The organism is Rhizobium sp. NZLR10 (genome assembly GCF_019685125.1).
GTDB lineage: Bacteria > Pseudomonadota > Alphaproteobacteria > Rhizobiales > Rhizobiaceae > Rhizobium.
In genome coordinates this window covers 240,722-257,702 of the sequence record NZ_JABDWE010000006.1, presented here as the reverse complement: position 1 = coordinate 257,702, position 16,981 = coordinate 240,722, and the positions used below count along the sequence as shown (strand labels likewise).

General features: G+C 62.5%; 17 protein-coding genes and 1 riboswitch. Of the genes, 7 read left to right on the top strand and 10 right to left on the bottom strand.

Translation table 11 applies throughout. The features are described from left to right. Position 1: 1 nt before the first annotated feature. The 3 genes from HJB82_RS12055 to HJB82_RS12045 all read right to left on the bottom strand — a co-directional run bounded on the left by HJB82_RS12055 (position 2) and on the right by HJB82_RS12045 (position 2,590). Complete coding sequence (locus HJB82_RS12055) at positions 2-679, bottom strand: gamma-glutamylcyclotransferase (protein ID WP_207585630.1); 678 nt, start codon at positions 677-679, stop codon at positions 2-4. A gap of 83 nt (positions 680-762) precedes the next feature. After that, entirely contained in the window at positions 763-1,599 is an 837-nt protein-coding gene (locus HJB82_RS12050) for an alpha/beta fold hydrolase (protein ID WP_207585246.1), read from the bottom strand. A 583-nt stretch (positions 1,600-2,182) separates the two neighbouring features. Continuing rightward, positions 2,183-2,590 carry a carboxymuconolactone decarboxylase family protein gene (locus HJB82_RS12045; RefSeq protein ID WP_221131906.1) on the bottom strand — a complete coding sequence of 136 codons (408 nt, stop codon included), beginning with the start codon at positions 2,588-2,590 and terminating at the stop codon, positions 2,183-2,185. 317 nt (positions 2,591-2,907) lie between these two features. On the opposite strand from HJB82_RS12045, the gene HJB82_RS12040 reads away from it, so the two are divergent. After that, positions 2,908-3,837: a TauD/TfdA family dioxygenase gene (locus HJB82_RS12040; protein ID WP_221140036.1), complete on the top strand. Its 930-nt coding sequence runs from the start codon at positions 2,908-2,910 to the stop codon at positions 3,835-3,837. Between the two features lie 33 nt (positions 3,838-3,870). Here HJB82_RS12040 and HJB82_RS12035 read toward each other — a convergent pair whose 3' ends face one another. The 7 genes from HJB82_RS12035 to HJB82_RS12005 all read right to left on the bottom strand — a co-directional run bounded on the left by HJB82_RS12035 (position 3,871) and on the right by HJB82_RS12005 (position 11,865). Continuing rightward, entirely contained in the window at positions 3,871-4,692 is an 822-nt protein-coding gene (locus HJB82_RS12035; RefSeq protein ID WP_207585243.1) for a bifunctional allantoicase/(S)-ureidoglycine aminohydrolase, read from the bottom strand. Between the two features lie 84 nt (positions 4,693-4,776). Continuing rightward, positions 4,777-6,612, bottom strand: a complete 1,836-nt coding sequence (locus tag HJB82_RS12030) for an ABC transporter ATP-binding protein (RefSeq protein WP_207585242.1) — start codon at positions 6,610-6,612, stop codon at positions 4,777-4,779. A 17-nt stretch (positions 6,613-6,629) separates the two neighbouring features. After that, positions 6,630-7,826, bottom strand: a complete 1,197-nt coding sequence (locus HJB82_RS12025) for an aminotransferase class V-fold PLP-dependent enzyme (RefSeq protein ID WP_207585241.1) — start codon at positions 7,824-7,826, stop codon at positions 6,630-6,632. A 70-nt stretch (positions 7,827-7,896) separates the two neighbouring features. After that, complete coding sequence (locus tag HJB82_RS12020) at positions 7,897-8,409, bottom strand: RidA family protein (RefSeq protein WP_207585240.1); 513 nt, start codon at positions 8,407-8,409, stop codon at positions 7,897-7,899. Positions 8,410-8,444: 35 nt separating this feature from the next. Beyond that, a complete protein-coding gene (locus HJB82_RS12015; RefSeq protein WP_221115702.1) occupies positions 8,445-9,314 on the bottom strand; it encodes an ABC transporter permease in 870 nt (289 codons plus the stop codon). Beyond that, positions 9,314-10,255, bottom strand: a complete 942-nt coding sequence (locus HJB82_RS12010) for an ABC transporter permease (protein WP_221140034.1) — start codon at positions 10,253-10,255, stop codon at positions 9,314-9,316. The genes HJB82_RS12015 and HJB82_RS12010 overlap by 1 nt, the downstream gene beginning before the upstream one ends. 83 nt (positions 10,256-10,338) lie before the next feature. Then, complete coding sequence (locus HJB82_RS12005) at positions 10,339-11,865, bottom strand: ABC transporter substrate-binding protein (protein ID WP_221140032.1); 1,527 nt, start codon at positions 11,863-11,865, stop codon at positions 10,339-10,341. Between the two features lie 213 nt (positions 11,866-12,078). On the opposite strand from HJB82_RS12005, the gene HJB82_RS12000 reads away from it, so the two are divergent. The 6 genes from HJB82_RS12000 (at position 12,079) to HJB82_RS11975 (ending at position 16,957) form a co-directional block, all read left to right on the top strand. Then, positions 12,079-12,663: a DUF1349 domain-containing protein gene (locus HJB82_RS12000; protein ID WP_221131902.1), complete on the top strand. Its 585-nt coding sequence runs from the start codon at positions 12,079-12,081 to the stop codon at positions 12,661-12,663. 147 nt (positions 12,664-12,810) lie between these two features. Continuing rightward, positions 12,811-12,907: riboswitch (TPP riboswitch) on the top strand. Positions 12,908-12,955: 48 nt separating this feature from the next. Further along, the gene (thiM, locus tag HJB82_RS11995) at positions 12,956-13,759 is read left to right on the top strand and encodes a hydroxyethylthiazole kinase (protein ID WP_221131901.1); all 804 of its coding nucleotides are present in this window, start codon (positions 12,956-12,958) and stop codon (positions 13,757-13,759) included. Next, positions 13,756-14,391, top strand: a complete 636-nt coding sequence (thiE, locus tag HJB82_RS11990; protein WP_207585234.1) for a thiamine phosphate synthase — start codon at positions 13,756-13,758, stop codon at positions 14,389-14,391. Before thiM ends, thiE begins: the two co-directional genes overlap by 4 nt. After that, the gene (thiD, locus tag HJB82_RS11985; RefSeq protein ID WP_221140030.1) at positions 14,388-15,209 is read left to right on the top strand and encodes a bifunctional hydroxymethylpyrimidine kinase/phosphomethylpyrimidine kinase; all 822 of its coding nucleotides are present in this window, start codon (positions 14,388-14,390) and stop codon (positions 15,207-15,209) included. Before thiE ends, thiD begins: the two co-directional genes overlap by 4 nt. A gap of 221 nt (positions 15,210-15,430) precedes the next feature. Continuing rightward, the gene (locus HJB82_RS11980; RefSeq protein ID WP_207585232.1) at positions 15,431-15,910 is read left to right on the top strand and encodes a GNAT family N-acetyltransferase; all 480 of its coding nucleotides are present in this window, start codon (positions 15,431-15,433) and stop codon (positions 15,908-15,910) included. Between the two features lie 24 nt (positions 15,911-15,934). Next, entirely contained in the window at positions 15,935-16,957 is a 1,023-nt protein-coding gene (locus tag HJB82_RS11975) for a glycoside hydrolase family 3 N-terminal domain-containing protein (RefSeq protein WP_221140028.1), read from the top strand. Positions 16,958-16,981: the final 24 nt, after the last annotated feature.

The window sequence follows — 16,981 nt, the reverse complement described above, 5'->3', positions numbered from 1 at the left end:
ATCAGGCTGCTTGCTTTGCCTTGATCTGCTCGGCCACGAGCGCCTGCAGATGCCAGAGATTTCGGTCTCGGATCCCCTCGGCCTCAAGATCAACGATCGTGTTGTGCAGATATTGCGCGCACGATCCGCCCTGCCCGCAGGCGTTTGCGATTAGCTCCGCGGTGGTCTGCCTCGGCAATGGCTTGGTGAGGCCGGATCGTCTGGTACTTGCCCAGAAGGTCAGGGCGTTCTTCATGCCTTCAGGCGTCTGCACGCGAACCCACCGGACCATGGCGGCGACTTCGTGGTACTTGATTTCGCGCGCCACGAGCGCACCGAGATCCTGGCGGCGACGCTCTTCGGATAAACGGAGTACCACACCATCACAACGCCCGCCGCGTTCGAGAACCATCATCAGACCTGGTTGTTCGCTGGTTGCCCGCCAACGTTCGATCCTCAGCGAAAACGATCGATGCCATCCATATGCGAATGCTGGCATTCGGGCTGCCGGCTCGAACTCAGGGTTCCAGATAAGGGACCCGTAAGCGAAGACCCAAATCGGTTCGCCACCTGCCTCTCGTTCAATCCTGTCGACGAGACAGTCAAGTTCCGCCTCGGAGAGTGGTGTCCAGCCCGGTTCTGGGCCATCGTCCAGGACGTCTCGCAACGTCAGGGCAACAAGCTCTGGGGTCAACAGCATCATGGTCCCGTTCCGAATTTCGTGCTGTGTTCAATAAAAGATCGGAGCCGCGATTGCTTTCACATCGCGGCTCCGGGTCTTGTTTAGGACTGCACGAAGGCCAGAAGATCGGCGTTCAGGACATCGGCATTGACGGTCAGCATGCCGTGCGAGAAGCCGGGATAGGTCTTGAGTGAACCATTCTTCAACAGCTTTGCCGACTTCAGGGCCGAATCCGCGATCGGAACGATCTGGTCATCTTCGCCGTGCAGTACGAGCGTCGGAACCGTGATCGCCTTCAGGTCTTCCGTTTGGTCCGTTTCGGAGAAGGCCTTGATGCCGTCGTAGTGGGCCTTGGCTCCGCCCATCATTCCCTGCCGCCACCAGTTCTGGATCACACCTTCCTGAACTGTCGCGCTATCACGATTGAAGCCGTAGAACGGACCGGCCGGAACGTCGCGGAAGAACTGGGCGCGGTTCGTCGCGAGCGCCGAACGGAAACCATCGAAGACTTCGATCGGCAGGCCTTCCGGGTTGTTCTCGGTCTTCAGCATCAGCGGCGGCACAGCCGAGACGAGAACCGCCTTGGCGACGCGGCCGGCGGGCTGGCCGTGCTTGGCGACATAGCGGGCAACCTCGCCGCCGCCCGTCGAGTGGCCGATATGCACGGCATTCTTCAGGTCGAGCGCTTCTGCGACGGCGAAGGCATCGGCGGCGTAATGGTCCATATCGTGTCCGTCGGCAACCTGGGCGGAGCGACCGTGACCGCGGCGGTCATGGGCGACGACGCGGTATCCCTTCGAAAGGAAGAAAAGCATCTGGGCGTCCCAGTCGTCCGATGACAGCGGCCAGCCGTGATGGAAGACGATCGGCTGCGCATCCTTCGGACCCCAGTCCTTGTAAAAGATCTCAACGCCGTCGTTGGTGGTTATATATGCCATTGTCTTGGTTCCTTCGATTGGGTTGGTGGCGGGAGCAGCGTTGGCTGCGAAGCTGAGAGAGGGTGAAATTGCCATGGCCGCTGCGGCGGCGCCTGCGGAGAGTAGTACGCCCCTGCGTGTTCATGGAAGAAAGGTTCTGAGCCATCTCGCGTCTTGCGAGTTCATCATTGAAAACTTCAGGCGACGCTGTGTTCGTCTGACGGATGGATATTGCCGTCAGATCCTCACACCCACAATTGCGTGAATAGTTTCTATTTTATTGCCGGGTCTGCAATAATGAGACGCGCCTTCGCAGAAGTGAAGGTCCGATCTTGAAGCCGCCCCCGAAATCGAGCAAGGCGGCGTTCATATCCGGACGTTTCATCAGGACGAAGAACGATCTCTTTGAGATGCCTGCAGCATCCCTCGCGGCCCGCAAGGCGCCGAGGAAAGGATCCTTGGAGGGTATTTAGCAGAAGGCGGGTGTCTGGTTCCCAGAGCCAACGGCCAATTTAACGTTGCATTATATCACTCCCGTATCTGGAGGTGGAGATTGCAGATGGCGGCAGCTGCGCATGTGATGCCAGCGCCAAGTCCCTTGTTTCTATCGCACCTCAAATTCCGGATCGGGCGGAACCTGCATGGCGAGAGCGAGATGGTTTGTCTGGCCGGCAAGTCCGATGATCGTCAGGAGTTCGCCGTGTTGGGCATCGGTCATTCCCCGCGCACGGGCGGCAGCGGTATGGGATTGAACGCAGTACTGGCAAGCATTGGCGGTTGACACCGCTATGTAGATCATCTCGCGCGTCAACGGATCGATCGCGCCCTCGACCGTCATGACCGATTTGAGCGTTTCCCATACGCGTTTGAGGTTTGCGGGATCGATTGCAAGGGCACGCCAGAAGTTGTTGATGAAGTCGGTCTTGCGTGTCGCTCGGATGTCGTCGAACACGGCTTGCACGGCCGGAATGGCTGCGGCCTCTTGGTCCGACAGGAGTTTGACTGTTGTCATCGAAAGTTCCTCTCCGGGCGCCGATTTACGGCCTCTGAAATTGCCGGGACATCCGGCGCAGCCTGCGGACGATACGAAGAAACGACAGGCGCCGCCAGTCTCCCCGTCGGCGAGGAAACCATCGGCGAGAAAGAACGATCGAAGTCGGTTGTTTTTACGAAAACACGCAAAATTAGAAATTATTGTCTATATCTTTTATAGATTATTTTGTTCGATGACCCTGTCGATTTCAGCGATGAGATTTTCGAACGCCCTTTGAACGCTTCTTCGGGCGCATGTGACCTGCCGACTTCTTCCCATATCAACAGGAGATTTCCATGAGCAATCCGGTTCTCGTCAATCAGATCATTCCCGACACCGATGTCGTGCCGCTGACCGGCCGTGTCGGAGCCGAAATCAAAGGTATCCGCCTCGGCGGAGAACTTTCGGATGCAACGGTGGCGGCCATCAATCAGCTTCTCCTGAAGCACAAGGTCATCTTCTTCCGCGACCAGGGACATCTTGACGATTCCGAACAGGAATCCTTCGCACGCCGCCTGGGCGACCTCGTGCCGCATCCAACCCAGGGACCGGTCGCCGGCACCGCTTCCATCCTCAACCTCGATTCCAGCCGCGGCGGCGGCAGAGCGGACCAGTGGCACACCGACGTTACCTTCGTCGACGCCTACCCCAAATTTTCTGTCCTTCGCGGCGTCGTCATTCCGGCAGCCGGCGGTGACACGATCTGGTCCAACACCCATGCGGCATACGAAAGTCTGCCGGCGCCGCTCAAATTGCTGGCGGATAATTTATGGGCCATTCACAGCAATGCCTATGACTATGCCGCCGTGCGCCCTCGCGCCACGGATGCAGAGAAGAAGCATTTCGAGGAGATTTTCACCTCGACCATCTACGAGACCGAGCATCCGGTCGTGCGTGTTCATCCGGAAACCGGCGAAAGATCGCTGCTGCTTGGGAATTTCGTTCAGCGCCTGATCGGCGTATCGAAGGCCGATTCCGCCAACCTCTACGAGGTCTTCCAGTCCTACGTCACCGCGCCGGAAAATACCGTGCGCTGGCGCTGGAGAGCCGGAGATGTCGCGATCTGGGATAATCGCGCCACCCAGCATTATGCTGTCAACGATTATGGCGACCAGCACCGGGTGGTGCGCCGCGCCACTGTTGACGGCGACGTCCCCGTCAGCGTCGACGGTCGCCGCAGCACAACCCATGTGAAGGCTGCCAAGCGACAAGCAACGGCGGCGTGATCACGGCCGCATGGATGTCGCCCGGCGCAGGTTCTACCAGAGTTTCATGTGCCGGTTGACGTCCTTGTAGAGCAGGTAGCGGAACCGGCCGGGGCCGCCGGCGTAACAGGCTTGCGGGCAGAAGGAGCGCAGCCACATGAAGTCGCCGGCCTCGACCTCGACCCAATCCTGGTTGAGGCGATAGACCGCCTTTCCCTCAAGCACATAAAGGCCATGCTCCATGACATGGGTTTCCATGAAGGGGATCACCGCACCTGGCTCCAGGGTCACGATATTGACGTGCATGTCGTAGCGCACATCGGCTGGATCGATGAAGCGGGTCGTGCCCCAGCGCCCATCGGTGTCGGGCATCGCCCGGATCGGATGGTCATCCTCATGCGTGACGATGGCCGGCGGCAGCTCCAGCCCCTCGACCTCCTGAAAGGCCTTGCGGATCCAATGGAAGATCGCCGCGGTCGAGCCATCGTTTTTCAGGCGCCAGGCCGAACCGGCCGGGATATAGACGAAGGAGCCGGCGCGCAGCGCGTGGCTGACGCCTTCAAGCTCCACCGTCATGCCGCCTTCGACGACGAAGAGGACCGCCTCGGCCCGCTTGTCCGGCTCCGGCCGGTCGCTTCCGCCGCCCGGCTGAACTTCCATAACATATTGCGAGAAGGTCTCGGAGAAGCCGGAAAGCGGCCGGGACAGAACCCATGCCCGCGTTCCCGTCCAATGCGGAAGGACGCTCGTGACGATATCGCTCATGACGCCGCGCGGGATGACCGCGTAAGCCGTGGTGAAAACGGCCTTGCCGGAAAGCAATTGGGTCTGCGGCGGCAGACCGCCAAGCTTCGAATAATACTCTGTCTTGTCCATTGATGCGGCTTTCCAGGCAGGTGTCACTACATCTGCTTTATGCGCCGCCAGCCCGTTAGGCAACTGCCATTGGGCCAAGCGAACCTACCGATCGGCCATCACCAGATGGCCCGGTCCGACTTCACGATAGAAGGTGGCCGGAGGCTGGTAGTCGACCGAGCGCATCGGGCTCTTGATCTCGTCATTGGCCACCATCCGCTTTTCGTGGCGGCGGTCCGGATCGGGCACCGGCACGGCGGCGATGAGTTTCCTGGTGTAGGGATGCTGCGGATTTTCGAAGACGGCGGCCCGTGGGCCGATCTCGACGATCTCGCCGAGATACATCACCGCCACCCGGTGGCTGACGCGCTCGACCACCGCCATGTCGTGCGAAATGAACAGGAATGCGAGGTTGAGGCTCTGCTGCAGGTCCAGCATCAGGTTGATCACCTGCGCCTTGATCGAAACGTCGAGCGCCGAGACGCTTTCGTCGGCAACGATGACCTTCGGCTGCAAGGCAAGCGCCCGGGCAATACAGATGCGCTGGCGCTGGCCGCCGGAAAATTCATGCGGATACCGCGCCGCCATATCCGCAGACAGGCCGACCTTCACCAACAGGTCGGCGACCACGTCCCTTGCCTGCTTTGCATTGCCCATCCTGTGTTCGAGATAGGGTTCGGCGATCGCCGCACCCACCGTCATGCGCGGATTGAGGCTGGCAAAGGGATCCTGGAAGATCATCTGCACGGATTTTCGCATCTCGCGCAGCTCCCTCCTGTCGAGGCCGAGCACCTCCCTGCCCTCGACGAGAACGGAACCGGCTTGCGGCTCGATGAGCCGCAAGATGGCGCGCCCCGTCGTCGATTTACCGCAGCCGGACTCGCCGACGAGCGACAGCGTCTCCCCGGCATGGAGATCGAAGGAGACGTTCTCGACCGCGTGCACGCGGCTGGTCAGCCGGCCGAACAGGCCGGAGTGAATGTCGAAACGCTTGGTGAGGTTCTTCACCTCAAGGACCGGCGCCATCGCGACCGTATCGGCGGCTTCGGCCGGAATGTCGGATTCCCCCGTCGCCGTATTGACCACGGGGAAACGCAGAGGCCGCTGGCGGCCCTGCATTGAGCCGAGCACCGGCACGGCCGATAGCAGCGCCCTGGTATAGGGATGTCTGCCGCGGTGGAAAATATCGGCGGTGAGCCCGCTTTCCACCTGTTCGCCGCGATACATCACCACCGTCCGGTCGGCGATCTCGGCGACGACGCCCATGTCATGGGTGATGAACAGAACCGAGGTCCCCTCCTCCTCCTGCAGCATCTTGATGAGATCGAGGATCTGGCCCTGGATCGTCACGTCGAGCGCCGTCGTCGGCTCGTCGGCGATCAGCAGTTTCGGCCGGCTGGCAAGGGCCATGGCGATCATGACCCGCTGGCGCATGCCGCCGGAAAAACGATGCGGATATTCGCCGAAACGCGAGGCGGCAGAGGGGATGCGGACTTTTTCCAGCAGCCTAATCGTCTCGGCTTTGGCATCGGCTCGGCTCATATCGGAATGGCAAAGCAGCGCCTCGGAGATCTGGTCGCCGATGGTGAAGAGCGGATTGAGCGATGTCATCGGCTCCTGGAAGATCATCGCCACCTCGTTGCCGCGCACCTGCCGCATGGCATGTTCCGGCAAGGCCAGCAGGTCGCGGCCGCCGAGCAGCACGCGGCCGTCGACGCGGCTCGTATCCGCCTGCAGCAGCCGCATGATGGAGAGCGAGGTGACGCTCTTGCCCGAGCCGGATTCGCCGACGATCGCCACCGTCTCGCCGGGTGCGACGGTGAACGAGACATCGCGCACCACCGGCTTCCAGGCGCCATCCACCAGAAAGGAGGTGGTTAGCCTGTCGACGGAAAGAACGGGTGCGCTCGTCTCGATCGGTTGCGCTTGAACCTCAGCCATATCGCTCCCCTTGCGGCTTAATCCGGCCAGCGCAGCGCGGCATCGAAGCGGTGCCGGCTGCGGTTTTCGATCGGCGTCGCGATGATTTCGTTGGAAGCGCGCGCCTTGTCGAGTTCCTCGGCCAGGCGGTTTGCGACGATGACGTCCTGGCCCGGATGCAGGTTGCACGGGTCGAGATAGAAATAACGGTGCTCCACCTCATGGTCGCGCACGATGATCGGCGGGTTGCCCCTCGCCAGCGCATCGGCCAAGTCCCAGGCGGTGATATGGGCCTCTTCGGGATCGACGATCAGGCGCAGCCGCTCGAGCGGATTGTTGGTCGGGTCAGGCTCGATCAGCGAGGTCAGGCCGGGGCGGCCATCGAGTGTGCGCTTCCACAGGTTGAGATAACCGGTCTCGCGTTCGCGGATGCCGGCATGGTCACGGTTTTCCCAGGCTTCCAGCGCTGCCATGACGCCGAAGATGCTTTCCTTGCCGACCTTCATGCCGCGGCCGATGCCCATGTTCTGCAGGAAGGCATGGCGCACCAGTTCCTTCCGGCCGGCAACGATGCCGGAGGTCGGGCCGCCGAGGAACTTGTGGCCGGAATAGAGGGCGATATCGGCCCCCTGCTCCAGGAAAATCCGGAGATCGTATTCCGAGGCGGCATCGACGATCACAGGCACGCCCTTGGCATGGGCGACCTCGACGAATTCCTTGAGGTTCAACAGGCCGTAATCGACGACATGGTGGGAGACGACATAGACGGCGGCGGCTGTTTTGTCGGTGATCGCCTTTTCCATGTGGAAGCGATGCGTCGAGGTCGCCTGGCCGATCAGCACGGCCTTGCCGCCGGCAAGCCGGATCGCCTGGTCGACCGGCGCGCCGTAGCTCACCACATGGCCCATCTGCACCAGCACTTCGTTCTTCTCGGGCACGGCATCCGGCAGCTTCTCGATCGCCAGCAGATTGTCGGCGGTGATGGCGCCGGCGACCGCCAGCGAAATACCGGCCGAGCAGGAGGCGGTGACGAAGCCCGCCTCACCGCCGGTCAGCCGGGCGATGATGGCGCTTGCCTTGCGCTGCAGGTCGTTGATCTCGACGAAATGCGGCAGGATCGATGCCATCGCCTCGATCGCCTCCGGCACGACGATCGACGCGCCGAGGCTGGTCATCGTGCCGGATACGTTGATGACGGGCCGAAGGCCGAGCGAAGGTCTGATATCATTGGGCATGAAGGTCTCCAGAAGTCTGGGTCGAGGAACGGGCCATGGGTGGACCCTTCTCCAAATATGAAAGCTCTCGTCAGCCATTCAAGGCAACGATCGCCTCGATCTCGACGGTGATGTTGCCCGGCAGCGAGCCGAAGCCGACGGCTGAGCGGGCATGTTCGCCGGCCGCGCCGAAGACCGCGATCAGCAGATCCGAGCAGCCGTTGATGACGCTCGGATGATCCTCGAACTCAGGCACGGCATTGACCATGCCGAGCAGCTTGACCACCCGCTTGACGCGGGAGAGATCGCCGAGCGCATCATGCATGACGGCGAGCAGATTGATGCCGGTCAGCCGTGCATGCCGATAGGCCTCCTCGACACTGACGCCGGCGCCGACCTTGCCGGCATGCAGGAAGCCATCGGCCTCGCGCGGCCCCTGGCCGGAGAGGTAGAGCATATTGCCCTCCACCACATGCGTCACGAAATTGGCGATCGGCGGCGGCGGCGGCGGAAGCTTGATGCCGAGGGCGGCCAACCGTTGGTAAGGCGAGTTCTCGACCTTGCCGGCGGCGGTGGGAAACTGATTCACGCAAACTCCTGTCATGCAAATTTGGATTGGGCCGACGTCTGGTCGGCGGATTAAAGGTCCTTGCGAAGTCTTGGATCGAGCATGTCCCTGAGGCCGTCGCCGACCATCTGCAGCGACAGCACCGAGAGGATGATGGCGACACCCGGAAACAGCGTCATCCAGTCGGCCTGGCCGATATATTGGCGGCCGGCGGCGATCATCGTTCCCCAGGTCGGGATTTCGGGGCTGACGCCGAGGCCGAGGAAGGAGAGCCCGGCTTCGGCGAGCATGGCGCTGGCGAAGAGGAAGGTGGCCTGCACCAGGATCGGCGAGAGCAGATTGCGCAACACATGCCGGGTCATGATGTGGAAGGTCGAAATGCCGAGCGCCTTTGCCGCCTCGACATAGGGCAGCTCGCGAATGACCAGCGTCGACGCACGGACGATGCGGGCAAGGCGGGGCGCATAAACGATCGACAGCGCGATGATAACCGTGGTCAAGGAGGGACCGAGGGCGGCGACAAGCGCGATCGCCAGCAGAATATCGGGAAAGGCCATCATCGCGTCGATCAGCCGGGCGATCGGCGTATCGAGCTTCTGGAAAAAACCGGCAAGCAGGCCGAGTGTCACGCCGATCACGGCTGACAGGCTGACGACCGCCACCCCGACGAGCAGCGACAGGCGGCCGGCAAAGATCGTGCGCGAGAAGACGTCGCGGCCGAACTCGTCGGTGCCGAAGAAAAAGGTGCCGCTCGGCGGTTTCAGCCGGTTGACGATGGAAAGTTTGGACGGCGAATAGGGCGCGACGACAGGGGCGAAGACCGCCAGCAGCACGAAGATCGTCAGGATCAGCAGGCCGAAGGCCACCGTCTTGCGCTTCAGCAGGCGGCGGACGAATTTGCTGCCTTCGCTCTCGGCGGGCTTGATCGCGATATCGGCCATCAGTAGCGCACCCTCGGATCGACCAGCAGATAGAGCATGTCGATTGCAAAATTGATCAGCACGTAGAGGGCGGCGATGACGAGCAGCGCCCCCTGGATGACGGGGTAATCGCGGCGCAGCACCGCCGAGACGACGAGATTGCCGACACCCGGCAGGCCGAAGACGGTCTCGGTGACGACGGCGCCCGAAATCAGCACCGCCGCCGTCAGGCCGAGCACCGTCAGGATCGGGATCAGCGCATTCTTCAGCGCGTGCTTGAGGATGACCTTGCGCTCGACCAGCCCCTTGGCGCGCGCCGTGCGGATATAATCATCGCCGAGCACATCGAGCATCGACGCGCGGGTGAAACGCAGGATCAGCGCCGAGGAGACGATGCCGAGCGCGAAGGCCGGCAGGGTCAGATGATACATCCGCTCAAGGAAGGTCGAGCCGGGGCCGCCATAACCCGAGACCGGGAAAAGGTTGAGCCGGACGGCGAAGAACTGCATCAGGATGAGGCCGAGCCAGAAGCTTGGGATGCTGGCGGCAAACATCGCCAGCGTCGTTGCCGCCTGGTCGACGAAGGAGCCGCGCCGATAGGCCGCATAGATGCCGATCGGCAGCGCGATGACGCCGGCAATGGCCAGCGAAAACAGCGTCAGGAAGAAGGTCGGCTCGGCGCGGTCGAGCAGAGCCGAGGTGACAGGCATGTTGAGGAAGATCGACTGGCCGAGATCGCCCCTCAGCAGCTGACCGATATAATAGAAATATTGCAGGCCGAGCGACTGGTCGAGGCCGAGGCGGCTCCGCAGATCGGCAACATCCTGCGGCGTCGCATCCGGCCCGAGCATGACGGCAGCCGGGTCCCCCGGCGTCACGCGCACGATGACGAAGACGATCGTGACGACGAGAAACATCACGACGATCATGCCGAACAGGCGCTGGAGGATGTAGCGGATCATGAATGCTGGCCTTCAAGCCCTTGCAGATGCGGCAGAAAAGAAGACCGGCACCGGCCACGAAGGGCCAGCGCCGGCGGCGATGTTTACTTCTTGATCGAAGCGTTCCAGAAATACGGCCATGGGGCCGGATCGACACCTTCGAGCTTGACCGATTTCGCCGAGACGGCGTTGAAATCGCCGATCTTCATAAAGGGCGCATCTGTATAGATAGCCTTCTGGACATCGGCCCAGAGCGCGGCGCGCTTCTTCGGGTCGACCTCGGCGGTGAAGGCATCGACGGCGGCCTTGCGGGCCGGCGTATCCCACCAGCCGGGCGAGCTGGTCGAAAGCGAGCCGATCAGGGCCGGCTCCGGCAGGAACGGGCTGTGGGTGATGTAGATATCCCAGAGCTTCGGATCGGTGCGGCGCTGAGTCAGCGTCGCCCAGTCCACCACCTGCATATCGACGGTGAAGCCGGCAAGCTTCAGATATTCTGCGGCGACCTGCGCCATCTTATAGTGGAATTCGTACTGCCGGCTGGTCAGGATTCGGATCGGCTCGCCATTATAACCGGCCTTCTTGGCAGCAGCGGCCGCCCCTTCCGGATCCGCGAGATTATAGGCGCCTTCGACGCCGGCATCGGTCGACCAGGAAAAGGACTTCGGATAGATGGCGCCGTCGAGCGCATAGAAATCCTTGCTGCCGAAAGCGGCGGCCAGCATGTCTTCCATGCTGAGTGCCTGGCGGATCGCCTTGCGGACCTCGACATTCCCAGCAACACCTTCCTTCGTGTTGAAGACGAAGACCGGATAGCCGAAGGGCTTCAACATGACCGGCTGCGAGGCAGTCGACGCCTTCACCTTATCGTAGGATTCGACGGCGATCGAATCGACATAATCATACTGGCCGGAGACGGCGGCTTCGACACGGGTGTTCGGATCGGGCACCGGCACGAAGCGGATTTCATCGAGATATTGATGGCGGGCGCCGCCATAACCATTGCTGTCGCCTTCGCGGGACTTATAGCCATCGAAGCGGACGAGCTGGATATACTGGTCGGCCTTGCGCTCCTTCAGCATATAGGGACCGGTGCCGATGAACTCCTTCATCGGCTCGTCCTGTTTTTCCGACGGGATGATGATCGCCGCCGAATTGTTGAAGGCAAGCAGCGAGGTCAGCGGCGCATAGGGCTGCTTCAGCGTGATGGTGACGGTTGAAGGATCGACAGCAGTGATCTTGTCGATGAAGCCCGACACCTGCTTGCCGCGCGAGGCGATCTTCATCCAGCGGGTCAGCGAGGCGACGACATCGTCCGAGGTCATGTCGCTATTGTCGTGGAATTTGATGCCGGTCCTGAGCTTGATCGTATAGGTTTTGCCATCGGCGCTGATCTCGGGCAGGCTTTCGGCCAGTAGCGGCGTGACGTTCCAGCTCTTGTCGAATGTGTAAAGCGTTTCGAAAATATGCTGGGTGACGATGCCGACGAGATCGGCCGTCGACGACATCGGATCAAGCGTCGGCGGCTCGCCGATCGTCGCGACATTGATGACGCCGCCCTTTTCCTGGGCAAGCAGGGTCGAAGGCAGGGCGACGAGCGCGGTGCCAAGGAGAAATGCGACAAGTGTTTTCATGAGAAGGCTCCCGGTCCAGTTCCACAATTATGTAATTCATCTTTTTGTAAGAGAATAAGAGCTGGATTGATCCTGTCAAGCGTGGGTGACCGATTATGCCTCTGCCGGGATACCGGAACGCGAGAAAACACAATCTTCGGCTGCGCCTGCACGAAGGCTGCGCATTATGCCAAGCACACGGATGGTCAGGCTTCAGCGGAACGGGAGAAAAGAATGAACATCAATTTCAAGGGCGGAAAATGGCTGAACGAACCGGCCAGCTGGCACGCCGACGACACCGCCCTCACCCTGACGACCGATGAAAAAACCGATTTCTGGCGGGAAACCCATTACGGCTTCACCCGCGACAGCGGCCATTTCCTTGCCTTTCCCACGGCAGAGAGCTTCACCGCCCAGATCCGCATCCAGGGCGAATTCCGCACCCTCTACGACCAGGCTGGCCTGATGGTGCGCCTCGACGGGAAACGCTGGGTAAAAACAGGCGTGGAATTCACCGACGGCGAAGCTTTCCTCAGCACCGTCGTCACCGACGGCAGGTCCGACTGGTCGGTGTCGCAGCCCTTCAAGGAACTCGAAGATTTCCAGATCCGCGTCACCCTCGCCAACGGCGCCCTGCGCATCCAGACCTCTCGCGACGGGAGCCGCTGGCCGCTGCTGCGGCTAGCGCCCTTCCCGGCCGCCGACGGTTACGAGGTCGGGCCGATGGCCTGCACGCCGGAGCGCAGCGGGTTGACGGTGCGGTTTTCGGAGTTTTCGATCGGGTTGGCGATTGCGACGGATCTTCATGATTTGAGTTAGACGCTATTATAAGATTCTCTGCGGACACGATCTGGGGTGATCCACGACTGTTGGCCGTTCTATTCGTCGCCCCTGCTGTAAATGCCACACAAATAGGACTGTCATTTTCGAGATGACATCCGCCCCATTCTCTGCGAAAAAGAGCGCGATGAGAGACAGGGGCGCCCGTCGACAGACGGGCTGAGAAGCACCCTTCGAACCTGAACCGGATAATGCCGGCGGAGGGAGTCGCTCGGGGTCGCGGCTCGCCGTACGAATTACCCCGTGCCCGCCCCCGCCTGAAAGGGGCCACATGCAGACCAGGACCACACCAGGAGCCATGCTGAAGGCGATGCGCGAGAAGCCGCCGCTCGTTCAGTGCATCACCAATTACGTCGCCATGAACATCGCCGCCAACGTCCTGCTGGCCGCCGGCGCCTCGCCCGCCATGGTGCATGCCGCTGAGGAAGCCGGCGAATTCGCCGGCATCGCCAACGCGCTGACCGTCAATATCGGCACGCTGTCGTCGCAATGGATCGACGGCATGCAGGCCGCAGCGAAGGCAGCGACCTCAGCCGGCAAACCCTGGGTGCTCGATCCGGTCGCCCATTATGCCACGGCTTTCCGCCGCGATGCGGTCGCCGGTCTGCTGGCGCTCAAGCCCACGATCATCCGTGGCAATGCCTCCGAGATCATCGCGCTCGCCGGCGGCGAGAGCCGCGGCCAGGGCGTCGACAGCCGCGATCCGGTTGAACAGGCGGAAGGTTCAGCGCGATGGCTCGCCGAGCGCCAGCAGGCGGTCGTCGCCGTCACCGGTGCAGTCGATTTCGTCACCGATGGGGAGCGGGCGGTGCGGATCACAGGCGGATCGGCCTTGATGCCGCAGGTCACCGCCCTCGGCTGCTCGCTCACCTGCCTCGTCGGCGCCTTTGCCGCCACAGTACCCGAGGATATGTTCGGGGCGACGGGCGCAGCACTCGCAACCTTCGCCATCGCCGGCGAAGAGGCAGCACTCGGTGCGGCCGGTCCCGGCTCCTTCGCCTGGCGCTTCCTCGATGCGCTGAACGCGCTTGACGCCGAAACGCTCGATGCCAGGGCCAGGATATCGGCCGCATGAAGACCTTCGATCTCTCGCTCTATCTCGTCCTCGACCCCGATCTCTGCGCCGGGATCGGCATGGTCGAGACCGCCCGCCTTGCCGTTGCCGGCGGCGCGACAATGGTGCAACTGCGCGACAAACATGCCGGCACGACCGGGATGATCGAGACCGGACGCGCGTTGAAACAGGCGCTTGATGGCACCGGCGCCCTGCTCATCGTCAACGACGATGTCGAGGCGGCCATCGCCATCGGCGCCGACGGCCTGCATATCGGCCAGGAAGACATGGATGCGGCGAGAGCGCGCAAGATGATCGGCCCCGGAATGATCCTCGGCCTGTCGGTCGAGACCGAGGCGCTCGCCGCTGCCGTCGATCCCAGCCTCGTCGATTATACCGGCGTCGGCCCGGTGTTTGCGACGCCGACCAAGGCCGACCACAAGCAGCCGATCGGCTTTGAGGGCCTGGCAAGGCTGGTGGCGGCTTCGCCGGTGCCGTCGGTTGCGATCGGCGGCCTGAAGGCAGAGCATGTGGCCGAAGTCTTTGACGCGGGCGCCAAGGGGCTTGCCGTCGTCTCCGCCATCTGCGGCACGCCGGACCCTGAAGCCGCTGCTCGCCGCATCGCCGGAGAAATCCGAAAGGCCCGCGCATGATCCGCAACGTCTTATCGATCGCCGGCTCCGATCCCTCGGGCGGCGCCGGCATCCAGGCCGATCTCAAGGCCTTTTCCGCTCGCGGCGTCTACGGCATGGCGGTACTGACCGCGCTGACGGCGCAGAACACTCAAGGTGTCACCGGCGTGCATCTGGTGCCGCCGCAATTCGTCGCCGACCAGATCAACGCCGTCTTTGCCGATGTGCGCGTCGATGCCGTCAAGATCGGCATGATCGCCAATGCCGGCATCGCCGATGCCGTCACCAACGCGCTTGTTGCCGCACTGGCCGACCGGCGCAGCATCCCCATCGTCATCGACCCCGTCATGATCGCCAAGGGCGGCGCCGCCCTGCTGGCACCCGAAGCGGTCGACGTGCTGACCAGCCGGCTGCTGCCGCTGGCGACACTTCTGACCCCGAACCTGCCGGAGGCCGCCGCCCTGCTGCACCAGCCGGTGGCGACAAACCGGTCTCACATGGCGGCGCAGGCCGAGCAGCTGCGCGCGCTCGGCCCGGCGGCCGTGCTGGTCAAGGGCGGTCATCTCGACAGCGACGACAGCCCCGACGTGCTTGCCACAGCCGACGGCCTGCACTGGTTCGAAGCCAGACGCGAGCCGACCAAGAACACCCACGGCACCGGCTGCACGCTGTCGAGCGCGCTGGCGGCAGAGCTTGCCAAGGGCGCCTCGGTGTCTGAGGCCGTCGCCATCGCCAAGGATTACCTCGCCGGCGCGGTCGCGGCATCAGGAAGCCTCACCGTCGGCTCCGGCCACGGCCCGGTGCAGCATTTTCATGCGCTCTGGAGAGTCGAGGGATAAGCGCGCACATCGACGCACGCTTCCATCGAAACGGCTCGGGCTCGCGCCCCGAGCCGTTTTTGCGTTCGGCAACTACCTTGCTTTGAAAGCAGGAGCGTAACGGCGAGCAGCGTTGCGACCCATCTGAAAAATCCCTGTTGACAAGCCCAGCCAGATCGCCAAATCTATGTCATTAAAAGGGGATATATTCCGTAATAGAGGAATATCAGGAGGAGTGACGGGTGCCAGACCTGCTTGTGAGCTTATACTCCACACAGCTTGCCGATCTGAAGCGGAAAGCCGACGATGTCAGCGTTTCCATCCGCCCGGCCCTTCCCCCGGAATTGCATCTCGTCGTCAACTGGGTTCGCGAAAACTTCAGCGAAAACTGGGCGAGCGAAGTTGCAATCGCCTTCGCGCGTCAGCCTGTTGCCTGCCTGATCGCCGTCGACGGCGGCAAGCTCAAGGGCTTTGCCTGCTATGACACGACGGCGCGCGGCTTCTTCGGCCCGACCGGCGTCGACCGCCAAGCGCGCGGCAAGGGCATCGGGCTCGCCCTTTTTTCCGCCTGCCTTCAGGCGATGAAGACGCTCGGTCACGCCTATGCCTTCATCGGCGATGCCGGCCCGGTCGATTTCTACGCCGGGACCGCCGGCGCCATCGTCATCCCCGCCCCCGACAAGGGCATTTACGAAGGCATGCTGAGAAGCATGCCGAAATGACCATCTGATCCCGGAGTTACAGAATTGTCCTCGACCCCGCTCGCCCTTTTCGTCGGCCTTCCGAATCCCGCGATTTCGGATGATGAATTCGCCCTCTTCCGCGAGACCAATCCGCTCGGCCTCTTCGTCGGCCGGCGCAACCAGCGCGAGCCGGAACAGACCAGGCGCCTGATCGAACGCTTTCGGCAAGCCGTCGGCCGCGACGATGCGCCTGTCTTCACCGACCAGGAAGGCGGCCGCGTCCAGCATCTCGATGCCGGGCCTTGGCCGCTTTTCCACAGCTTCGGCCAGTTTGCCGAACTTGCCCGCCGCGATTTCGATCTCGGCAAAAAAGCACTGCGCCTTTCCTCCCAGGCCATGGGCGCGATGATGACGGAACTCGGTCTTTCCAGCGGCTGCTCGCCCGTTCTCGATCTCGTCTTCGAGACGACGAGCGCGGTCATCGGCGCCCGCTCTTTCGGCCCGGATCCCGATGTCATCGCCGCCCTCGGCCGCGAGGTGGTCAATGGCCTGCTCGAGACCGGCAACATGCCTGTGATCAAGCACATTCCCGGCCATGGCCGTGCGACGCTTGACTCCCACAAGGAGCGCCCGGTGGTCGACGCCTCCCGCGCGACGCTCACTGCGACCGATTTCAAGCCCTTCGTCGCGCTGAAGGATACGCCCTGGGCGATGGTCGCCCATGTCGTCTACTCGGCCTATGACGCGGAGCTGCCGGCCTCCGTCTCACCTGTCATGCACGACGTCATCCGCAACGACATCGGCTATGACGGCGTGCTGATTTCCGACTGCATCTTCATGGAGTCGCTCGCCGGCACCCTGCCGGAACGCGTCAGGCAGGTGCTCGACGCCGGCTTCGACATCGCCCTCCACAGCCATGGCGACATTGCCGAAAGCGAGGCCGCCGCCAAGGCCGCCCGGCCGCTGACGGACGCCGCGCTGCAACGGATCGCCGCCGGCAAGGGCCGCCTCGGCAATCTCAAGGTCGACGTCCGCGCCGCCCATGCTGAAGTCGAAGACATGTTTGCAAGCGCGCTGGTCTCCTGACCGGCGCATCTCTCATCGTATAAA